Origin of the sequence: Rhizobium rhizogenes NBRC 13257, from assembly GCF_000696095.1 — a bacterium.
In the GTDB taxonomy this organism is placed as follows: domain Bacteria; phylum Pseudomonadota; class Alphaproteobacteria; order Rhizobiales; family Rhizobiaceae; genus Rhizobium; species Rhizobium rhizogenes.
Genome location: NZ_BAYX01000002.1, coordinates 87194 through 106190 on the forward strand (window position 1 = coordinate 87194; position 18997 = coordinate 106190).

Consider the following 18997-nt stretch of genomic DNA (forward strand, 5'->3'; position numbering starts at 1 on the left):
AGGTCAACGGCGATCCCGGGTAAGGCCGGCATCAGGCCAGTGCCTGGAGATAGCGCATGCCGGTGACCGGGCGCGGCTTGAAATCCATATGTTCGTAGAAGCGATGCGCCTGGACATTGCCGGTTGCCGCGCCGACGGAGAGGAAGCTGCAGCCGGCCTTGCGGGCGACGTCTCGGGCGCGGTCGACCAGATGCTGGCCGATGCCGTGGCCGCGATGACCGTCGCGCACGAAGAGGTGATGCAGGTCCATGCCGCGCTGGCCTTCCTGCGCCTTGTAGAGCGGTACGAGAATGGCGTAGCCGATCAATCCGTTCTCGCCTTCGGCCACCAGCGCCGTGATCCATGGCAGCGGGCCGAAGAGATCGCGCTCAAGCTGTTCCGGCGTTGTGCCGGAGGGGTCGCCGTGATGGGCGGCGAGCAGCCGGATCATGTCGTTCAGCTCCGGCATGTCGCGCGGATGCGCGCTGCGGATGGTCAGCACCGGCGGGCGGAGAAGGGAAATTTCGCTATCGTCTAGCATGGCATTTCGCGTCCTTGTTTCGAATGAGCCGTCAGGACGCTGCTGATACAACAAAGCCGCCTGACGGCGGCTTGTTGACAATATGATCTGTCCAGCCGCCCTTTACAGGTACAGCCAAAAATACGAGCAGGTGTGGAGCGCGTTCTTGATCATGGGCGCATCAATGATCCGGAATGGCGGATTTGTCAATGGGGGCCACCTGCTCGCTCAGCCGAGCCACTCTTCAGCATCGAGACCGCCGTTAGGGCGCGTCAGTCTATCGCACTCAGTTCCATCGAACGAGGGTTTGCTCGTGGCGTCAAATATAGTATACCCCCCTATATTATAATTCGAGGTCGCCATGTCCCACACCGTTCGTGAACAAGCCAAGCTTCTTTCGCGTGTCCGTCGCCTGAAGGGGCAGATGGAGGCGGTGGAGCGGGCGTTGGAGGCCGAACGGCCTTGCGGTGAGGTGCTGCAGCTTCTCGCTTCCATTCGCGGCGCTCTGACGGGGCTGACCGGCGAGATATTGGACGATCACCTGCAGGAGCATGTGCTTCATGCCGAAAGCGAAACGGCACGCCGTCAGGCGGTCGATGAAATATCCGATGTGCTGAAGACCTATCTGCGCTGAGCAGGGGCTTTGGAACATTCAACAGGAGACGGATGTCATGAGTGGTTCTTCGGATGCGTTGACGCATAGCCATGTATTTCTGGGTGCCGACCACCAGCGCAATGAGCGCCGCGTCTGGCTGGTCATCGCGCTGACGACGGTGATGATGGCGGTCGAGATCGCCGCCGGCACGCTCTACGGCTCGATGGCGCTGACCGCCGACGGCTGGCACATGTCGACACATGCCAGCGCCATGCTGATTTCGGCGCTGGCCTATCTCTATGCCCGCCGTCACGCGCATAATGCGCGCTTCACCTTCGGCACCGGAAAGCTTGGCGATCTCGCCGGCTTCGCCAGCGCCATCATCCTCGCCATGATCGCGGTGCTGATGGGTTGGGAAAGCCTGGTGCGATTGATGAACCCGGTCGCGATCAATTTCCACGAGGCGATCGCCATTGCGTCGGTCGGCCTCCTCGTCAACATCGTCAGCGCCTGGTTGCTGCGCGATGATCATGACCACCACCACCATGGGCATGGCCACGCGCATGATCATCATCACGAGCACGGTCACGACCATGATCATCACCAGGGCGGCAAGGACAACAATCTGCGCTCGGCATATGTTCATGTCATCGCAGACGCCATGACATCTGTTCTGGCGATCGTCGCCCTTCTGCTCGGCAGCTATTTCGGCTGGACCTTTCTCGATCCGTTGATGGGCATCGTCGGCGGCCTGGTGATCCTGCAGTGGTCCCTGAGCCTGCTGCGTTCCTCCGGTTCGATCCTGCTCGACTTCATTCCGTCCGGCGAAGAGCTGCCGGACGAAATCCGGGAGGCCATCGAAACCGGCGACGACCGCATCACCGACCTGCATGTCTGGCAGGTCGGCCCCGGTCATCACGCGGCGATCGTTGCCGTGGCGACGCCGGAGCCGCGCGATCCTGCCTTCTACAAGGCCCGACTGGCGGATCTGCATGAATTGTCGCATGTCACCGTTGAAGTCACGGTCGAAAAGGCGGCATAAGGCGGGTTGAAGGAAGGGTGTGCCAGAGGCTTGCCATATTCCTCGCTTAGCTCTGAATCCGCCTGATTCCGCTGGAGGTTTCCGCATGCCCACATTGCTTACCCGCCGCCGCCTCTTGGCAGGCTCGGCGCTGCTCCTTCCCGCCCTGACATTTGGCCCGCAAGCCCTGTTTGCGCAGGATGCCAACGCCAACAAAAGTCCGGACGCGACGGCTCCAGCGCCGGGCGCCTCCGATACGCCGGACAGTTCCGCGGCACCTGACGACGACGATGGAATGGACGGCACCCAGGGGGCGGACAATTCCCAGGTGACGGAGGATGCCGACAAGCAGCTTGCGGATCTGGAAAAGAAGACCGGCGGCCGCCTCGGTGTTTCCGTGCTGGATACCGAAACCAATATTTCGCTCGGCTATCGCGAAGCGGAGCGCTTCGCCCTGTGCAGCAGCTACAAGGCGCTTGCCGCCGGCTTCGTGCTCGCCCGCGTCGATCAGGGCGTCGAGAAGCTCGACCGTCGCGTCACCTATGGCAAGGATGTCGTCGTCACCTATTCGCCGGAGACTGAAAAGCATGCCGGCACCGACGGCATGACGATTGCCGAGCTCTGCAACGCGGCCATCACGCTCAGCGACAACACCGCCGGCAATCTGTTGCTCGACAGCTTCGGCGGTCCGGCGGCGCTGACCGCATGGCTGCGCACGACCGGCGACACCGAAACCCGGCTCGACCGCAAGGAGCCCGATGTTAACCAGGCGATCAAGGACGATCCGCGGGATACGACGACACCCGATTCCATGCTGGATACGATCGGGCTTTTGACGCTCGGCAACACGCTATCGGAAACCTCGAGGGATCAATTGTCGAACTGGCTGGTCGCCAACACCACCGGCAATGCCCGCCTGCGCGCCGGCTTGCCGAAGGAATGGAAGGTTGGCGACAAGACCGGCACCGGCGATAACGGCTCCTATGCCGACGTTGCCGTTATCTGGCTCCCGGATCGCGGCCCTATCCTCGTTGTGACCTATGTCGGCGAAGCGACCGCGCCTGCAAAAGATATCGAAGCCGTCTTCGCCGAGGTCGGCAAGATCGTTGCGGGCATGGTGGGATGAAATAGTAGCGCTCTGCAATGCAATCGATAAATCAGGGCGATACGGTCGCGATGTGAATCAGGATCGCATCGCCTTCATGTGGTGCGAGAAGTTCAGGCGATGAATAGCGCGGTATCCTGAGGCTCCGCGCCCGGCTTTCGCTATGTCCCGCAGAAGGTCTGCAGCACCCGTTCCGCCGGCCGTGGCGGCTCGGCATAGGGCGCAAAGGCCGGCTGGTCCTCATAGGGCTTGGCCAGCACGGCCAGCAGCGCCTCGAACAACGAAAAATCATCCTCCTCGACGGCAGCCGCGATCGCATGCTCGATGCGATGGTTACGGGGGATGAAGGCCGGGTTGACGCCCAGCATCGCCTTTGCACGCGCGGCCGGCGATTGCGGATCGCGGCCCAGCCGCTCGCGCCAGAGCGAGAGCCAGGGCGCGACGGATAGCGGATCCTTGAAACTCGCGGTGAAGGCAGCCTCGTTGTCGACGCTTGCGGCAAGCACACCAAGCCGGCGGAAGGTCAGGGTGAAATCCGCCTCCTGTTCCTGCATCACCGCCAGCAGCGACTGGACCAGATCGAGATCGCTGTCTTCTTCCGTTGCGAGACCGATCTTGGCGCGCATACCGGCAAGCCAATACGTCTGGAAGCGCTCGCCATAAGCTTTAATGATCCCATTCGCCAGTTCGACGGCAGTATCGAGCGTCGGATCGATCAGCGGCAGCAATGTTTCGCCGAGCCGCGCGAGATTCCATTGGCCGATGGCCGGCTGGTTGGCATAGGCATAGCGCCCTTGCCGGTCGATCGAGGAAAAGACGGTGGCCGGATCATAGGCGTCCATGAAGGCGCAGGGGCCGAAATCGATCGTCTCGCCGGAAATGGTCATGTTGTCGGTGTTCATCACGCCATGGATGAAGCCCACATGCAGCCAGCGGGCGATCAAGGCGGCCTGCCGGTCGGCCACCGCTTCCAGCAGTGCGAGATAGCGGTTCTTGCGATCCTTGATTTCCGGATAATGTCGGTCGACGACGTAGTCGGCGAGCATGCGCAGACTGTCCGTATCGCCGCGGGCCGCAAAATACTGGAAGGTGCCGACACGGATATGGCTTGCAGCGACGCGGGTAAAGACCGCGCCGGGCAGCGCCTCTTCGCGGTAGACCAGCTGGCCGGTGGTGACTGCCGCCAGCGCCCGTGTCGTGGGAATGCCGAGCGCAAACATCGCTTCGCTGACGATATATTCGCGCAATACAGGCCCGAGGGCTGCCCGCCCATCGCCGCGCCGCGAAAACGGCGTCGGCCCCGCTCCTTTGAGCTGGATGTCGCGGCGCCTGCCGTTGCGATCGATAACCTCGCCGAGCAGGATTGCCCGACCATCCCCAAGCTGCGGCACGAAGCCGCCGAACTGGTGGCCGGCATAGGCCATGGCGAGCGGCTGGGAACCAGGCAACAGCGCGTTGCCGGAGAAGATCGCCGCTCCATCCCGCTCCAGAACCTCGGCGTCCAACCCCAACTCGGATGCCAGCACCGAGTTGAACTTGATCAGCCGCGGTGCCGCAACTGGCGTCGGCGCCTGTTCCGCGAAGAACTGTGGCGGCAGGCGCGCGTAGCTATTGTCGAATGGGATGGGCGGTGCCTCGAGCACCGGACTGTCGTGGAGAAAAGAGCTCATAAGTCTAAGGTAGGGCCGGCGGGGATGCGGTGCAAGGCGCTTGTCTCCAGTAGGAAGTTATCCTACTTTCTCCCACTAAGGATAGAGTTTGTCATGAACGAGAAACTCAGCATCTCACTTCCCAGCGAAATGGTCGCCGCCATCAAGAGCCGCGTCGATGCCGGAGCCTACGCTTCGACCAGCGAAGTCCTGCGCGCGGCCGTCCGGGTCTGGCTACGGGAAGAGGAAGAATATCAGGAACGGATCGCGGCGATCCGGCAGAAGGTCCAGGCATCGCTGGATGATCCGAGGCCAAATTTGACCGGGGAGGAAGTCATGCAATATTTCGAAGCCTATGCTCGAGAGGCCGAGCTTGGCTCGAAGTAGGAGGTACTGATTGTGCGCTTAAACCAGGTGACGGTCACGATGCCGGATTTGAACGCCGGCTGGGATTTCTATTGTGCCCTAGGTCTCAAGCCGATCGTTGATGCTCGTCCCCGGTATGCGCGTTTTGTCTGCCCAGACGGAGAAAGCACCCTTTCCTTGCATCAGGGCGAAAAGGGCGGCGGCGGAACAACCGTCTATTTCGAATGCGACAATCTCGACGCAACGGTTGATGCTCTCAGAGCCTCCGATATTTACTTCACAAGCGGGCCGGAAGATAAAAAATGGCTCTGGCGCGAGGCCGAGCTATTCGATCCCGGTGGAAATCGCGTCATCCTTTACTTCGCCGGATCGAACCGTATCGATCCTCCTTGGCGAGCCCCCGCGCAATGATGCAAAGCGTTCCTAGCCCTTTTCCATCTCCCGCGCCATTTCTGCCAGTTTCCTGACCGTATTGAGGTTCCGCGCGGTCCCAAGCTTCAGCGCCGGCAGTTTCAGTTTCGAGCGGCCGGAGCCGTCGGGATAGTGGATATAGATTTCCTTAGCCGCGACATGCACCTCTTCTCCGCCTGGTGCCACAAGCTTGTCCAGAGCATCGGCCGGAGCAGCTTCGGGAAGAAAGACGACGAGCAGGTAGTTCGGCTTGGCATGCGGGAAGGGCGAACCTTCGGCCACCGCTTCCAGGGATTGCCGGCTGCGCAGGATCACGCCCGGTGATTTGCCCATCTTGCGTGCCAATGCCTCTTCCAGGCGCGCCCGCACCGCCGCCTCATCTTCATCCGAACGGAAGAGCACATTGCCGCTTTGGATATAGGTCTTCACATCCGTAAAGCCGATCTCCTCGCAAAGCGTTTTCAGCTCCGCCATCGGCAGAGTGCCGGTGCCGCCGACATTGACGGCACGCAGCAGGGCGACATGGACCGGCATCGGCTCCTCCCGCAATCCCGATTACATCTTGCCGGCGACCTTGATAGCGAAGCCGTATTCGAAGGCAATCTCCTCCAGGCGCTGGAAGCGACCGGAGGCACCGCCATGGCCGGCATCCATGTTGGTCTTCAGCAGGATCGGCGCGTCGCCGGTGGTCTTCTCACGCAGCTTGGCGACCCATTTTGCCGGTTCCCAATAGGTGACGCGCGGGTCCGTCAGGCCGCCGAGTGCCAGGATAGGCGGGTAGGGCTTTTCGCCGACATTGTCATAGGGGCTGTAGGCGGCGATCTGCTCATACTCTTCCTTGCTGTCGATCGGATTGCCCCATTCCGGCCATTCCGGCGGCGTCAGCGGCAGGGTGTCGTCCAGCATGGTGTTGAGCACGTCGACGAAGGGTACTGCGGCAATGACGCCGGCGAATTTCTCCGGTGCCATGTTGGCGACAGCACCCATCAGCATGCCACCGGCCGAACCACCCTCGGCGATGATGTTCGCGTAGGACGTGAACTGCTGTTGATTCAGATAGTCGGCCGCCGAGATGAAGTCCTTGAAGGTATTGGTCTTCTTGTCCATCTTGCCGTCTTCGTACCAGGCAAAGCCCTTGTCCTTGCCGCCACGGATATGGGCGATGGCATAGACGAAACCGCGATCGGCAAGCGACAGGCAGTTGGTGTTGAACCCGGCCGGAATGGTGACGCCGTAGGCGCCGTAGCCGTAAAGCAGACAGGGTGCTGAGCCGTCGAGCGGCGTATCCTTGCGATAGAGAAGGGTGACCGGCACCGTTTCTCCGTCCCATGCCGGCGCGAAGACGCGACGGGTGACGTAGTCGTCCGGATTGTGGCCGGAGGGAACTTCCTGCGTCTTCAACAGGCTGCGCTCGCGCGTCACCATGTTGTAGTCGTAGAGCTGGCTCGGCGTCGTCATCGAGGAATAGGAGAAGCGGATGACGTCGGTATCGTATTCGGCGGCACCCTGCAGGCCCAGCGAATAGGCTTCCTCATCGAAGGCAATCGCATGTTCTTCGCCGGAGACGCGGTCGCGGATGACGATCCGGGGCAGGCCGTCTTTGCGCTCCAGCCAGATGAGATGGCGGGCATAGGCCATATGGCTGAGGATCAGCTTGCCCGGCTTGTGGGCCACGACATCGCGCCAGTTTTCCTTGCCTGGTTTGTCGACCGGCGTCTCCATGATCTTGAAATCCTTGGCGTCGCCGTCGTTGGTGAGAATGTAGAAGACGTCGCCGCCTTCCGTCATCTCATATTCGATGCCGGTGTCGCGCTCGGCTACCAGCTTCGGCTCGGCCGTCAGGTCCGACGTCGGGATCAGGCGGTATTCGCTGGTCTCGTGATCGTGGATGTCGATGAAGATGTAGTCGTCGAGCAGCGAACCGCCGACGCCCATGAAGAAGCCCGAATCTTCTTCCTCGTAGATCAGCCGGTCTTCCGATTGCGGTGTGCCGACAATGTGATGGAAGATCTTCGACGGACGATGGTTTTCGTCCTGCAGCGTATAGAAGAAACTCTTGCCGTCTGGCGCCCAGACGCCGTCGCCGCCGGTGTTCTCGATCACGTCGGCAAGGTCCTCGCCAGTGTCGAGATTGCGGACCTTCAGTGTGAAATATTCCGAGCCCTTGTCGTCATAGCCCCAGATGCCGTGGCTGTGATCGGTGGAATGGTCGATGCCGGAGAGGCGGAAATAGGACTTGCCCTCATTCTCCTTGTCGCCGTCGAGAAGCAGCTTGCGTTCGCCGCCGTCGCGCGCCTCGCGAAAGTAGTGCGGCTGCTCACCGCCGGTAACGAACAGCGTGCCATAGGAGTAGGGACCGTCCTTGACCGGCACGGAACTGTCATCCTCCTTGATGCGGCCTTTCATCTCGGCAAACAGCAGCTTCTGCAGCTCTTTCGTATCCGCCATGGCGGCGTTCATATAGGTATTCTCGGCCTCCAGATGCGTGCGGATTTCCGGATCGAGGATCGAGGTGTCCTTGAACATCGCCTGCCAGTTGTCGGCGCGCAGCCAGGCGTAATCGTCGCTGCGGGTGATGCCGTGGCGCGTATCCGTAACCGGCTTTTTCGGCGCGGCGGGCGGGGCGGGGAGGTTCTTGAATGAAGACACTGAAGGGCTTTCTCTGGGCTGAAAGTCGGGTATGCGATGAAAGAGAAATAGAGGGCGCTTGGCCGAGGTTCAAGCGGCAATTGCCGGCTCAAGCCTCGTGCAAGCGGATGATCCTACCTTGGGGTCGAGCTGACGATGATAGAAGGTCGCGCACAAGGTTGCCTTGATGTGACCACATTCTTTAACGAAGTCCGCTTAGCGTCGCGTCGATAGTAAGTGTTTCTTAGAATCGCTTTCCCCCGTGGAGCAGACGCAGCCAGCCCGGAAAACAAACAAATGAGGGACCGGTCTTCATGCTGAAGTTCATCGCCATTCTCCTGCCTTTGGCCTCCATCGCGACCTCGGCGCTCGCCGTCGATGCGACCATGAAGAAGGAGCTGGAAAAGCTTGATCCTTCCGAGCGGATGGAGCAGGCCTGCGATGCGGAGGCGATGAAGCGGATCGGCACCGAGAAGACCGGCTTCAAGCCGGACAAGGTCATCGCCTATACCTTCGGCGATCCCAACATGGAGCCGGATTCGATGAATGCTCCCGGCGCCGTCTTCCGCAGCAAGGGCGATTGGTATCATCTCTCCTATAAGTGCACGACCGACGCGGAGCATGTTGACGTGCGCAATCTCAGCTTTCAGATCGGCGACAAGGTGCCGCGCGACAGCTGGCAGAAATACTATCTCTACGATTAATAGCTTTCAGCGCCGTTCATGACGCTCCAGGCGGTCAAGTTCGGAGAGGATATGCTCCTGCACATCGGGGCTTTGGCGGGAGACGGCATCCGTCAGTTCGCGCAATGTCGATCGCAGCCCATGAAGCTGATCGACCAGATCCATGACCAGGTCGACGCCAGGTTCATTGAGGCCCATCGCGTCGAGCAGATCGAGGATCAACTGTCCGCGGGCGAGATCCGCATCGCGGAAATGCCGGCCTTCTTCCGTGGTTTCTGGAATGAGCCAGCCCTGGCCAATCCAGACTTCCAGCACCGTGACATCGATCTCGAGGCGCAGACGAAACTCGCTCTCGTTCATGGCTCAGCCTCCCATGGTCTTTCTGGGATCATGCGTCTTGCCGGCCTGCCAATCGGAAACAAGAGCGGTAAGCTCGGCATCCGGCGCGTCCGGCAGGACGATCTTCAGTGAAACATAGGCGTCGCCGGCGTCCTTGCCACGCACGGGCACGCCTTTGCCCTTCAGCCTCAAGACTTTGCCGGTGTTGGAGTTCGGCTGAAGTGTGACTGTCACCGGGCCGGAGGGTGTGGGTACACGAACCTTGCCGCCGAGCACCGCCTCGGTCAGCGAAATCGGCAATTCCAGCCTGATATCGTCGCCATCGCGGGTGAAGAAGCGATGCGGACGCACATGCACCTCGATCAGCGCATCGCCTGGCGCGCCGCTGCCAAAACCGGGATCGCCCTTGCCGCGCAGGCGCAGCGTCTGCCCATCCTTGGTTCCCGGCGGTATCTGCACATCGAGCGCGGGTCCGTCCGGCAGATTGATCTGCTTTTTCGTGCCGTTGACGGCGTCGAGAAAGTCGACCTCCATGGAATATTTACGATCCTGACCCTGCATTCCGGATTGGCCTCGGCTGCGACGTGAAAAGAAGCTGGACAGCACATCGTCGGTATCGCCGAAATCGGCGAAGCCGCCAGCGTTGCGATACGGACCGCGTTGGCCCTCGTTGGCCGCGTAGTCGCGATAATAGTTGCGGGGCGGCTTCTCCGCGCCGCTACCGTCGATCTCGCCGCGGTCGAAGCGCGCGCGCTTGTCCTCATCTCCGAGGATGCCGTAGGCCGCGGAGACTTCCTTGAATTTCTCCTCGGCCTGCTTGTCGCCGGGATTGAGATCGGGGTGCAGTTTTTTCGCGAGCTTGCGATAGGCGCTCTGAACGTCTTTCTGCGGGGCGTCCCGTTTTACGCCCAGAATGTCATAGGGATCGCGGCTCATGGATGGTTCCCTTTGGGAGCACAGGAAAATATGCAAATAGTAGCAGGTCGGTCTGGTATCAATGATATCATAAATGAGGAGCATCGATGCCGCGACTGGGGTAGAGCGGTTATAGGCGCATTTGTGAACGGAAATGGCCCCTTGCCGGCAAATTGCCATATTTCCGTCGCCTTGCCGGAGGATGGCGGGCGCAAAGGGAAAGGCCCTATGGCAACCGCGCGCTTTTTCCGCCAAATTTGATTTCGCTCGATCTGACCGGTGGATACTGATGAACCGCTTTCTGCTGACGTCCGCGTTCTTGCTTGCCGCCGTACCGGCTGCTTTCGCTGCCAAGCAGGAGACGCCGCCCGCCGGCTGGCCACCGCTGCCGCCGAAGGCGTCTGCTTCGAACGTCAAGCTGGTCGAGCCGCACCTGCACGTCAATCGCGCCGGCAAGGGTGCTCCGCGTATTGCGCTGACCTTCGATGCCTGCATGGGTAAGACCGATCCGCGGATCCTCTCCACCCTCGTCGATCAGCGCATTCCCTCGACGATCTTCGTCACCGCCCGCTGGCTGCGGACCAATCCCGACGCACTCGCCACCTTCCTCGCTCATCCCGACCTCTTCGAGCTGGAAAACCACGGCCAGAACCATATTCCCGCTGTGGATATCCCGACCAAGGTCTATGGCATTGCCGCTGCCGGTTCACCGCAGGCCGTTGCTCAGGAAGTCAAGGGTGGCGCCGACGCCATGCTTGCCGCCGGTATCCCGCAGCCACGTTGGTTCCGGGGCGCAACGGCGAAATACAGCCTCTCGGCGATCGCTCAGATCCGCGGCATGGGCTATCGCATTGCCGGCTATTCCGTGAACGGCGACAGCGGTTCGCTGCTGCCGGCCAAGATGGTGGAAAAGCAATATGCCTCCGCCAGGGATGGCGATGTCATCATCTCCCATATCAACCAGCCGACCCATGCAGCCGGCGAAGGGGTCGCTGCGAGCATCCTGGCGCTGAAGGCCAAGGGCGTGCAGTTCGTCCGATTGCAGGACATTCCCGAACAGGGCGATGACGACACCACGAACTGAGTGGGCGAGCGGCGGCTAATCATGAGGTTGCCGACAACTTTTACTCAGGCAATTGCGGCTGCACCTTTTCCTCGATGAATAACTCGTTGACCACGGTCATCACGACCAAGGATAGCGGCAAGGCGAGCATGGCGCCGACGGCGCCCCACATCCACGTCCAGAAGATAATGGCGAGGAAGACGACAAAGGGATTGAGCTCCCATTGCCGACCCATGACCGCCGGAAACACAAGATTCTCCACGGCGAGATGGATAGAGAAAAAGACGACGGCAGGCGCAAGGGCGAAGATGATGTCATCATGGGTGATGATGCCGGCGATCGCCAGTGCAATCGTCATCGTTGCGATGCCAAGGAAGGGAATGAAGCTGGAGAGAAAGGCGAAGACGCCCCAGAGGATCGGCGCACTCAAGCCGCCGGCATAGGCGATGATGGTCATGATGATGCCGAGACCGGCATAGATCAGCGCCGCCGTGGCGAAATAGAAGCCGAGGACCTGCTCCACCGCATTGATGATGCGGATTGCCGTCAATCGCGACGTCCGGCTGACAAAAGTCATGATGAGCGTCTTGCGCAGGCTGGCGCGTCCGGCGAGAAAGAGCATCAAGGCGGCAAAGAAGATCAGGCCCTGGACAATGGCCGGCGTCAGGCTGTTAGTGACAAGATGCAGCACATTACCGGTATTCTCGAGCAGCACATTGATCGACATCGGCCCGCTCTCGAAGGTCTGCGGCGTGATGTGCAGCCATTTGATCCGCTCGAGGAATGGCATCAGTCGATCGACTGTGCGCTGGAAGACGTCGGGGCCTTCCTGTGCCAACCGCGCCAACGGTCCGGCAAGCGCATTGATGAACAGGAAGATGACCAACGCCACAGCCGATGACAGCAGAACGGCGTTGAGAATGCGCGGAACGCCGAACTTGCTGAGCTTTTCCGCCGCGAGGCCGAGGATCATACCGACGACGACAGCCAACGTCACCGGGATCAGAATGATCGACATCATGTAGATGCCTGCCAGCGCCAGGATGAGGAAGATGCCGATGAGAGCCCAGGCGGAGGCGATATCCAGCCCGCTTTTCTCGATGGGCGTTTCAGCCGTTGCTCTGCCCAATTGCTCGGTGTCCGCTCGCAACGCCTCCACCCAGGCGCTGGAACGCTCCTCGCGTTTCAGCGCCTGTTTGCGCTCCTGCTTGCTTGTGCCCTTGGCAATATCCATCCAAAACAATCCCCGAAGGCCCATCGCCTCGGTATGCAAACGCAAAAGACCCGTTCCGGTTCCGGAACGGGTCTTTTGGATTGTCGATCTGTGGTTGTGATCAGGCGATCAAATTCAGCCCAATGCCCCAGGGATCGCGCAGCGAAACGCCGCCGTCGCGCTTTTCCGTCTTGATCTCGTGCGCGTCGAGTGCGGTAACCGCCTTGCCGAGGGCTTGCCTGTCGTTGAAGCGCAGCGTGTAGTCGGACAGGCCGGTCATGTGTTCGGAGCGGACGCCGGCGCCGCGGCTGTTCCAGGTGTTGGCGCCGAGGTGATGGTGATAGCCGCCGGTTGCAAGGAAGGTCGCGCCGGGATAACGCGCCGCCATCACCTTCATTCCAAGCACGTCACGATAGAAGGCATTTGCCTCCTCGACATCGCCGACCTGCAGGTGGATATGGCCGATCGCCGAACCGTCGGCCATGCCGTCCCAGCGATCCTGCGGTGCGCTTTCGTAAAGCTTCTGCAGATCGAGCCTCAGTGTCGCCATCTCGACCGTGCCGTCGCCATGGAATGTCCACTGCTCATGCGGCCGGTCGGCATAGATCTCGATGCCGTTGCCTTCCGGATCGGAAAGATAGATCGCCTCGCTGACGATATGGTCGGACGCACCCTCGAGGGCGACATTGTTGTGCGCCGCATGCCGCAGCCAGCGGGCAAGCTCGACACGGTTGGGCAACAGGAAGGCGGTGTGGAAGAGACCGGCCGCCGTCTGCGGCGCGCGCGTGGCGGCGCGATCCGTCGTCAGCGTCAGCAGCGGCTGCCCGGCAACGCCCAGCACTTCGCCGCTCGCGGTCTTTTCGACGACCTTCAAGCCCAATATGTCCTGATAGAAGCGCGACACCAGCGCAAGATCGGTGACGACAAGATGCGACTGGCCGACATAGGAGGGACGCGTCAGCGCATAGGAAAGGGCGGTTTCGGTCATGGGCTTATTCCAACCTCGATGTTCGGAAGAAAGAGGAACCGGCGAAGGCGGCGAAATCGCCGTCAATGGCAGGCGTGAGAGCTGTCGCCGGTCGATATGCCTCTTTAGAGATCCTCTGGCCTGCTGTACTTGGCCTTGTATATGGCGGATTTCGATTGTTCACAGAAGGCCAGAAATTGCGGATTGAGCGTTCGCAATTCGTTGACGGACCATTTCACCTGCGCGTCTCGCCATTCACGAAGATTTACCGATATGCCGGTCGAACGCGGTTGCCTGGATGCTTCCGAGATGCCACGATTGATGCCGATATGGAATTGGAACGTATATAGAGATGGCCGAGTTCAAAGGCATTCGTTGGGCCTACGATCGATATGAAATAATCGCCGACGGTATCGTCAACGGCGTCGGCGTGGTCTTTGCCTTGATCGGCGCGACCGCGCTGATCTTCTATGCGACCGTGTGGAGCTCCCACGGCGAGATCGCTGCTGCCTGGATCTATGGCGTCGGCCTGGTTCTGACCCTTGCCATGTCCTTCACCTACAATCTCTGGCCGGTATCGCGGATGAAGTGGTTTTTGCGGCGCTTCGATCATTCCGCCATCTTCGTGCTGATCGCCGCCACCTATACGCCATTCCTTGAGCGTGGCTCGGCCGATCCGCTGTTGTTTGCGATGTTGATCGCCCTCTGGGTTTTCGCGGCTTGCGGCATCGCGCTGAAATGTTTCTTTCCCGGCCGTTACGATCGGCTGGCGATCCTGCTCTATCTCGCCATGGGCTGGAGCGGCGTGCTGGTCGCCAAGCCCGTGTCCATGCATATACCGTCGGCGTCGATGATGCTGATCGTGATCGGCGGCATCATCTATTCGCTCGGCGTCATCTTTCATGTCTGGGAGAAGCTGCGTTTCCAGAATGCCATCTGGCACGGCTTCGTCATCTCAGCCGCCGCCGTGCATTATTCGGCGGTGTTCACCTGCTTCAGCCTGTCACCGGGAAGCTTTTGACGACTTGCGTCGTCGGCGCGCATTTCTTCGTGGGGTGGAGGCTGCGCACCAGCCGCATGACGACGGCGTCATAGCGCTGCATGGCCGCCTTCGAATAATCCATCTGGAAGAAGGCAGCGGCGCCATTGCAGAGGGCAACGCCGCGCACATAGATGATGTGGCCCTGTTTTGTGCCTGAGAAGCTGATGCCGCGCGAGGTCGATTTCGAATAGGAGATCTGCCATCCTTCATCCTTGGCGCGCGCGACACGGATGTTTGCTTCCGAGGAAAAGTCGCCGTTGAGGGTGTTGGCGCCGAAAATCAGCAGCCGCGCCGATTGATCGGCCGGCGTCAGCGTCAGCCCGTTGCCATCGTCGCTTCGTGCGGACAGGCGGAATTCCGATGGTAGTTCAATCGCATAGCCAAAGCGCGCATTGTCATAGGACCACCAGTCGGCGGCTTGCGCCGGCACGACGGAAAGAAACAGAAGGGCGGTCAATCGCGCGAGCATTGTGTTTTCCGGGAGGCGAGATCTGCAAACCAGCTATGAATAGCGCGTTTTTCAGCAGAAATTCCATAGTGATTCTCAGGATGACCGAAAAATAGCGCGAATTCGTTACAGCTTGATTGCGAGCCATGCAGGAATGGTGGATTTACTTGATAAATATCGCGGAGTAATGCCGCACTCTGTCTCATAAACAATTGGACGACGATTATGGACCAAGGCGTGCTGTTGCGTGACGCCATCGAGGCCGATCTGCCGGCGATTTGCGAGATCTACAACCACGCCGTCGTGCACACGACCGCGATCTGGAACGACACGCTGGTCGATGTCGACAACCGTATCGAGTGGCTCAAGGCGCGCAGGGCGCGGGGCTTCCCGGTCGTTGTCGCGGAGAAGGACGGCAAGGTCGCCGGCTATGCTTCCTACGGCGATTGGCGCGCCTTCGACGGCTATCGCCATACGGTCGAGAACTCCATCTATGTCGACAAGGATCATCGTGGTCTCGGTATCGGCGAGGGCCTGCTGCGCGAACTCGTCGCCTGCGCCGCCAAGGGCAATGTCCACGTCATGATTGCCGCCATAGAGACCGGCAACGCTGTCTCCATCCGCCTGCATGAAAAGCTTGGTTTCCGCATCGCCGGGCAATTCTCCGAAGTGGGCACCAAGTTCGGTCGCTGGCTGGATCTGACCTGCATGGAATTGCGCATCCCAACTTGATCCAGCCCCTCATGCCGAAAAAATGATTTCAGTGGGTTAAGTCCGGGTTTTCTCCCGCAGGGCTTGAGACCATCAGGCCTTTGGCCTATCCCAAGGGTAGTGTTTCGGCTTTGCCGGATTCCGCGCAATTGTTCAGCAGGGAGAAGACATGGCCAGTGTCACCGGCCTGACATTCCTGGCTTTGTGTCTGCCCTTTCTCGGTGCAATGATCGCGCCGGCGGCTGTCCGTTATCTCGGCCACAATGCGGCCTGGCCGCTGGCACTGTTTCCCGCGCTCGCCTTTCTGCATTTTGCCGGCTTTCTCCCCTCCATCGCTGCTGGCCAAACCGTCCAGGGCGGTTTCGACTGGGTGCCCAGTTTGGGTCTGCGCTTCTCCTGGCTGCTTGACGGCCTGTCGCTGACCTTCGCGCTGCTGATCACCGGCATCGGTGCGCTGGTCGTGCTCTATGCCGGTGGTTATCTGAAGGGCCATGTCGACCTCGGCCGCTTCTTTTCCTTCATCTTCCTGTTCATGGGCTCGATGCTCGGCCTCGTCGTGTCGGACAGTTTCCTGACGCTGTTCGTCTTCTGGGAGCTGACCTCGATCACCTCGTTCCTGCTGATCGGTTTCGATCATCAGCGCGAGGCGGCGCGGCGGGCGGCGCTACAGGCGCTGGTCGTTACCGGCGGGGGAGGGCTGTTGCTGCTCGCGGGCCTGTTGCTGATCTGGCAGATCACTGGGGCCGCCGACATGTCCGGCCTGCTGAGGGCCGGCGGCGTTTTGCGTGAAAGTCCGCTCTATCTTGCCGCACTCATCCTGATCCTCGGTGGTGCCTTTACCAAGTCGGCGCAGTTTCCCTTTCACTTCTGGCTGCCGAACGCCATGGAAGCGCCGACGCCCGTGTCGGCCTATCTGCATTCCGCGACGATGGTGAAGGCCGGCGTCTATCTGTTGATGCGTCTCAATCCCGCGATGGGCGGCACGATGGCCTGGCAGACGATCCTGCCGCTCTTCGGCGCCGCGACGCTATTGGTGGGCACGCTGCTCGCCATTCGCCAGACGGACCTGAAGCTGAAGCTTGCCTATACGACGGTCTCTTCGCTGGGCTTGCTGGTGCTGTTGACCGGCTTCGGCTCCGATTATGCGATCGAGGCGGCCGTGCTCTATCTGGTAGCGCATTCGCTGTTCAAGGGCGCGCTGTTCATGGTCGCCGGCATTGTCGATCACGAGACGGGAACCCGCGACATCACCCGCCTAGGCGGACTGCGCGCCGCCATGCCGCTGACGTTTGCGGCAGCAATCGTCGCGGCGGTCTCGATGGGTGGTCTGCCGCCGGCCTTCGGCTTCCTCGCCAAGGAGGAGATCTATACCGCGCTGGCCGACGCTTCCGTCTGGTCGATTGCCCTGACCATCATTGCGGTCGCTGGCAACGCACTGATGTTCGCCATCGCCTTCGCCGTAGCGCTGAAGCCGTTCCTCGGCGCGCGCGTCGAGACGCCCAGACATCCGCATGAAGCACCGCCTTTGCTCTGGCTTGGTCCGGTCATGCTGGCCGTTCTCGGCCTGATCGCGGCGCTGCTCTCCGGCTTCTGGCATGCCTATATCTCTTCGCCGATGGCGAGCGCCGTCGGCGGCAAGGCAATGGAGGTATCGGTCTCGCTCGTTCCGCATATCGGTGTGCCTTTGCTGCTGTCGGCTCTGACCGCGCTGATCGGTGTCTTCGTCTACTGGAAGCTCGACCGCGCCCGCTTCCTGATGTCGGTGGTGCTGCGCCACCTCGGGCCGGGGCCTGATCGCGGTTTCGATGGCTTCATCTCCGGGCTGGTGCGCCTGTCGCATGCCGTCTCGCGTGTCTTGCAGCCCGGCCGGCTGGAAATCTATATCGCGGTGACCTTCCTCTGCCTTGCCGCCATGCTGCTGGTGCCGCCGGTGCTCTACGGCGAGCTGCCGGCCATGCCCTCATGGCCCGACATGCAATGGCATGAAGCAGCGATCTTCCTCATCGCCATCATCGGCCTCGGAGCCGTCGTTATGGCGCGTGACCGGCTGACGGCGATCGTGTCGCTCGGCATTCAGGGCTTTGCCGTCGCCGTCATCTTCCTGCTCTTTGGTGCGCCGGATCTGTCCTTCACCCAGTTCATGGTCGAGACGCTCTCCGTCGTCATCCTGGCGCTGGTGATGACGCGGCTGCGCCTTTCCGCCTCCGATCGCCGCCCGCCGTTGCAGATGCTTTTGCATGCGGTGCTTGCCGCCGCCTGCGGCCTCGGTTTCGGGCTGTTGTTGCTGAAGGCGACACAAGCGCCCTTCGACCTGACGTTGACCGCCTTCTTCAATCAATATTCCAAGCTGATCGCCCATGGCACCAATGTGGTCAACGTCATCATCGTCGACTTCCGCGGCACGGATACGCTTGGCGAGATCGCCGTCGTCACTATTACCGGCCTTGCCATCCTGGCGCTGATCCGCATCCGCGCCGGCGGCGAACGCAAGCTCGCGGCCAATGATCCGGACCTGGAAGAGAAGATGGAGGCCGAGCGCCGATGAACACGCTGATCTTCCGCACCGCCGCGCCGTTCCTGACCGCCTTGATACTGCTCTTCTCCGTCTTCGTGCTGCTGCGCGGCCATAACGAGCCCGGTGGCGGCTTCATCGGCGGTTTGATCGCGGCATCGGGCTTTGCGATCTACGGCATTGCCTGCGGTGTCTCGGCGGTGCGCCGCGCCATCGTTTTCCATCCGCTGGCAATCGCCGGTTTCGGCCTGCTGGCGTCGACGGTTGCCGGGCTCTTGTCGATTTTCTCCGGCGTGCCCTTTATGACCGGGCTGTGGATCTATCCGCATCTCTTTGGCGCCGAAGTGCCGCTCTCCAGCGTCATGCTGTTCGATATCGGCGTCTACCTGGTCGTCGTCGGCGCGATCACCTCGATCGCGCTGGCGCTCGAAGAGCGGGAGGTGGAGTGATGGAGGCTGTCTTCGCCGGCCTCGTCGGCCTGTTCTTCGCCGTCGCGATCTATCTGATGCTATCGGGGTTCTCGATCCGCATCATGCTCGGCATCGCCATTCTCGGCAATGCCGTCAATCTGCTGCTGTTCACAGCCGGACGGGTGACGCGCGAAGTGCCGCCGATCATTCCGGCCGGCGCCGACACGCTGAGCGTGGATGCCGCCAATCCACTGCCGCAGGCGCTGATCCTGACGGCGATCGTCATTTCCTTCTCCTTCCTCGCCTTCCTCCTGGTTCTGACCTACCGGGCCTATCAGGATCTCAAGACCGACAATACCGGCGAGATGCGGGTGGCGGAACCGGACGAGCGGCCGATGCCGCCTTTGGGGTATTAGCGAC

Annotated in this window: 21 protein-coding genes; 12 read left to right on the forward strand and 9 right to left on the reverse strand. The window is 60.9% G+C overall.

From position 1 onward, the window contains the following. Positions 1-31: 31 nt before the first annotated feature. Positions 32-520, reverse strand: coding sequence for a GNAT family N-acetyltransferase (locus RRH01S_RS04425; RefSeq protein ID WP_007701990.1), 489 nt, complete (start codon positions 518-520; stop codon positions 32-34). A 340-nt stretch (positions 521-860) separates the two neighbouring features. Between RRH01S_RS04425 and dmeR the strand changes: the two genes are divergently transcribed. From dmeR to bla, 3 genes are all read left to right on the forward strand, one after another. Continuing rightward, positions 861-1133: a Ni(II)/Co(II)-sensing transcriptional repressor DmeR gene (gene dmeR / locus RRH01S_RS04430; RefSeq protein ID WP_007701985.1), complete on the forward strand. Its 273-nt coding sequence runs from the start codon at positions 861-863 to the stop codon at positions 1131-1133. A 37-nt stretch (positions 1134-1170) separates the two neighbouring features. Next, on the forward strand, positions 1171-2136 hold the full coding sequence (dmeF, locus tag RRH01S_RS04435) for a CDF family Co(II)/Ni(II) efflux transporter DmeF (protein ID WP_042470132.1): 966 nt from the start codon (positions 1171-1173) through the stop codon (positions 2134-2136). An 85-nt stretch (positions 2137-2221) separates the two neighbouring features. Next, a complete protein-coding gene (bla, locus tag RRH01S_RS04440; RefSeq protein WP_042470135.1) occupies positions 2222-3241 on the forward strand; it encodes a class A beta-lactamase in 1020 nt (339 codons plus the stop codon). A gap of 140 nt (positions 3242-3381) precedes the next feature. Here bla and RRH01S_RS04445 read toward each other — a convergent pair whose 3' ends face one another. Further along, complete coding sequence (locus RRH01S_RS04445) at positions 3382-4890, reverse strand: protein adenylyltransferase SelO (protein WP_042470137.1); 1509 nt, start codon at positions 4888-4890, stop codon at positions 3382-3384. Between the two features lie 93 nt (positions 4891-4983). Here RRH01S_RS04445 and RRH01S_RS04450 point away from each other — a divergent pair, with 93 nt between their 5' ends. Both RRH01S_RS04450 and RRH01S_RS04455 read left to right on the forward strand, forming a co-directional pair. Continuing rightward, positions 4984-5256: a type II toxin-antitoxin system ParD family antitoxin gene (locus tag RRH01S_RS04450; protein ID WP_007701969.1), complete on the forward strand. Its 273-nt coding sequence runs from the start codon at positions 4984-4986 to the stop codon at positions 5254-5256. A gap of 12 nt (positions 5257-5268) precedes the next feature. Continuing rightward, entirely contained in the window at positions 5269-5646 is a 378-nt protein-coding gene (locus RRH01S_RS04455) for a VOC family protein (protein WP_007701965.1), read from the forward strand. Positions 5647-5658: 12 nt separating this feature from the next. Here the strand turns inward: RRH01S_RS04455 and RRH01S_RS04460 are convergent, their stop codons facing one another. Then, positions 5659-6180: a DUF1697 domain-containing protein gene (locus RRH01S_RS04460; RefSeq protein ID WP_042470140.1), complete on the reverse strand. Its 522-nt coding sequence runs from the start codon at positions 6178-6180 to the stop codon at positions 5659-5661. A 21-nt stretch (positions 6181-6201) separates the two neighbouring features. Then, positions 6202-8295, reverse strand: coding sequence for a S9 family peptidase (locus RRH01S_RS04465; RefSeq protein ID WP_042470141.1), 2094 nt, complete (start codon positions 8293-8295; stop codon positions 6202-6204). 293 nt (positions 8296-8588) lie between these two features. On the opposite strand from RRH01S_RS04465, the gene RRH01S_RS04470 reads away from it, so the two are divergent. After that, complete coding sequence (locus RRH01S_RS04470; protein ID WP_042470145.1) at positions 8589-8978, forward strand: DUF930 domain-containing protein; 390 nt, start codon at positions 8589-8591, stop codon at positions 8976-8978. A 6-nt stretch (positions 8979-8984) separates the two neighbouring features. On the opposite strand, the gene RRH01S_RS04475 is transcribed toward RRH01S_RS04470, so the two are convergent. Together RRH01S_RS04475 and RRH01S_RS04480 are read right to left on the reverse strand one after the other, a co-directional pair. Next, positions 8985-9317, reverse strand: a complete 333-nt coding sequence (locus tag RRH01S_RS04475; protein ID WP_042470149.1) for a chaperone modulator CbpM — start codon at positions 9315-9317, stop codon at positions 8985-8987. A 3-nt stretch (positions 9318-9320) separates the two neighbouring features. Next, complete coding sequence (locus RRH01S_RS04480; RefSeq protein WP_042470152.1) at positions 9321-10232, reverse strand: DnaJ C-terminal domain-containing protein; 912 nt, start codon at positions 10230-10232, stop codon at positions 9321-9323. Positions 10233-10500: 268 nt separating this feature from the next. Between RRH01S_RS04480 and RRH01S_RS04485 the strand changes: the two genes are divergently transcribed. Beyond that, on the forward strand, positions 10501-11295 hold the full coding sequence (locus RRH01S_RS04485; protein ID WP_007701945.1) for a polysaccharide deacetylase family protein: 795 nt from the start codon (positions 10501-10503) through the stop codon (positions 11293-11295). Between the two features lie 40 nt (positions 11296-11335). Here the strand turns inward: RRH01S_RS04485 and RRH01S_RS04490 are convergent, their stop codons facing one another. Continuing rightward, positions 11336-12508, reverse strand: a complete 1173-nt coding sequence (locus RRH01S_RS04490) for an AI-2E family transporter (RefSeq protein ID WP_042470156.1) — start codon at positions 12506-12508, stop codon at positions 11336-11338. Between the two features lie 100 nt (positions 12509-12608). Next, positions 12609-13475 carry a VOC family protein gene (locus RRH01S_RS04495; protein ID WP_042470159.1) on the reverse strand — a complete coding sequence of 289 codons (867 nt, stop codon included), beginning with the start codon at positions 13473-13475 and terminating at the stop codon, positions 12609-12611. Positions 13476-13806: 331 nt separating this feature from the next. Here RRH01S_RS04495 and trhA point away from each other — a divergent pair, with 331 nt between their 5' ends. Further along, positions 13807-14475 (forward strand): PAQR family membrane homeostasis protein TrhA, encoded by a 669-nt coding sequence (trhA, locus tag RRH01S_RS04500; protein WP_007701935.1) that lies wholly within the window; start codon positions 13807-13809, stop codon positions 14473-14475. On the opposite strand, the gene RRH01S_RS04505 is transcribed toward trhA, so the two are convergent. Next, on the reverse strand, positions 14450-14965 hold the full coding sequence (locus RRH01S_RS04505; protein WP_007701932.1) for a hypothetical protein: 516 nt from the start codon (positions 14963-14965) through the stop codon (positions 14450-14452). The genes trhA and RRH01S_RS04505 overlap by 26 nt on opposite strands. 204 nt (positions 14966-15169) lie before the next feature. Here RRH01S_RS04505 and RRH01S_RS04510 point away from each other — a divergent pair, with 204 nt between their 5' ends. The 4 genes from RRH01S_RS04510 (at position 15170) to RRH01S_RS04525 (ending at position 18993) form a co-directional block, all read left to right on the forward strand. Beyond that, entirely contained in the window at positions 15170-15676 is a 507-nt protein-coding gene (locus tag RRH01S_RS04510) for a GNAT family N-acetyltransferase (RefSeq protein WP_007701927.1), read from the forward strand. A gap of 148 nt (positions 15677-15824) precedes the next feature. After that, complete coding sequence (locus tag RRH01S_RS04515; RefSeq protein WP_012651143.1) at positions 15825-18200, forward strand: putative monovalent cation/H+ antiporter subunit A; 2376 nt, start codon at positions 15825-15827, stop codon at positions 18198-18200. Beyond that, positions 18197-18616 (forward strand): Na+/H+ antiporter subunit B, encoded by a 420-nt coding sequence (locus tag RRH01S_RS04520; RefSeq protein WP_012651144.1) that lies wholly within the window; start codon positions 18197-18199, stop codon positions 18614-18616. Before RRH01S_RS04515 ends, RRH01S_RS04520 begins: the two co-directional genes overlap by 4 nt. Further along, positions 18616-18993: a Na+/H+ antiporter subunit C gene (locus RRH01S_RS04525; protein WP_012651145.1), complete on the forward strand. Its 378-nt coding sequence runs from the start codon at positions 18616-18618 to the stop codon at positions 18991-18993. The genes RRH01S_RS04520 and RRH01S_RS04525 overlap by 1 nt, the downstream gene beginning before the upstream one ends. The last annotated feature ends 4 nt before the right edge of the window (positions 18994-18997 follow it).

What these genes read in the sequence shown, in the direction of transcription:
- trhA (WP_007701935.1), top strand. Translation starts at nt 13,807, where the DNA reads ATGGCCGAGTTCAAAGGCATTCGTTGGGCCTACGATCGATATGAAATA.
- RRH01S_RS04460 (WP_042470140.1), bottom strand. Translation starts at nt 6,180, where the DNA reads ATGCCGGTCCATGTCGCCCTGCTGCGTGCCGTCAATGTCGGCGGCACC.
- RRH01S_RS04515 (WP_012651143.1), top strand. Translation starts at nt 15,825, where the DNA reads ATGGCCAGTGTCACCGGCCTGACATTCCTGGCTTTGTGTCTGCCCTTT.
- RRH01S_RS04485 (WP_007701945.1), top strand. Translation starts at nt 10,501, where the DNA reads ATGAACCGCTTTCTGCTGACGTCCGCGTTCTTGCTTGCCGCCGTACCG.
- RRH01S_RS04475 (WP_042470149.1), bottom strand. Translation starts at nt 9,317, where the DNA reads ATGAACGAGAGCGAGTTTCGTCTGCGCCTCGAGATCGATGTCACGGTG.
- RRH01S_RS04495 (WP_042470159.1), bottom strand. Translation starts at nt 13,475, where the DNA reads ATGACCGAAACCGCCCTTTCCTATGCGCTGACGCGTCCCTCCTATGTC.
- dmeR (WP_007701985.1), top strand. Translation starts at nt 861, where the DNA reads ATGTCCCACACCGTTCGTGAACAAGCCAAGCTTCTTTCGCGTGTCCGT.
- RRH01S_RS04425 (WP_007701990.1), bottom strand. Translation starts at nt 520, where the DNA reads ATGCTAGACGATAGCGAAATTTCCCTTCTCCGCCCGCCGGTGCTGACC.
- RRH01S_RS04450 (WP_007701969.1), top strand. Translation starts at nt 4,984, where the DNA reads ATGAACGAGAAACTCAGCATCTCACTTCCCAGCGAAATGGTCGCCGCC.
- RRH01S_RS04480 (WP_042470152.1), bottom strand. Translation starts at nt 10,232, where the DNA reads ATGAGCCGCGATCCCTATGACATTCTGGGCGTAAAACGGGACGCCCCG.
- RRH01S_RS04470 (WP_042470145.1), top strand. Translation starts at nt 8,589, where the DNA reads ATGCTGAAGTTCATCGCCATTCTCCTGCCTTTGGCCTCCATCGCGACC.
- RRH01S_RS04505 (WP_007701932.1), bottom strand. Translation starts at nt 14,965, where the DNA reads ATGCTCGCGCGATTGACCGCCCTTCTGTTTCTTTCCGTCGTGCCGGCG.
- RRH01S_RS04510 (WP_007701927.1), top strand. Translation starts at nt 15,170, where the DNA reads ATGGACCAAGGCGTGCTGTTGCGTGACGCCATCGAGGCCGATCTGCCG.
- RRH01S_RS04520 (WP_012651144.1), top strand. Translation starts at nt 18,197, where the DNA reads ATGAACACGCTGATCTTCCGCACCGCCGCGCCGTTCCTGACCGCCTTG.
- RRH01S_RS04525 (WP_012651145.1), top strand. Translation starts at nt 18,616, where the DNA reads ATGGAGGCTGTCTTCGCCGGCCTCGTCGGCCTGTTCTTCGCCGTCGCG.
- dmeF (WP_042470132.1), top strand. Translation starts at nt 1,171, where the DNA reads ATGAGTGGTTCTTCGGATGCGTTGACGCATAGCCATGTATTTCTGGGT.
- bla (WP_042470135.1), top strand. Translation starts at nt 2,222, where the DNA reads ATGCCCACATTGCTTACCCGCCGCCGCCTCTTGGCAGGCTCGGCGCTG.
- RRH01S_RS04445 (WP_042470137.1), bottom strand. Translation starts at nt 4,890, where the DNA reads ATGAGCTCTTTTCTCCACGACAGTCCGGTGCTCGAGGCACCGCCCATC.
- RRH01S_RS04490 (WP_042470156.1), bottom strand. Translation starts at nt 12,508, where the DNA reads ATGGATATTGCCAAGGGCACAAGCAAGCAGGAGCGCAAACAGGCGCTG.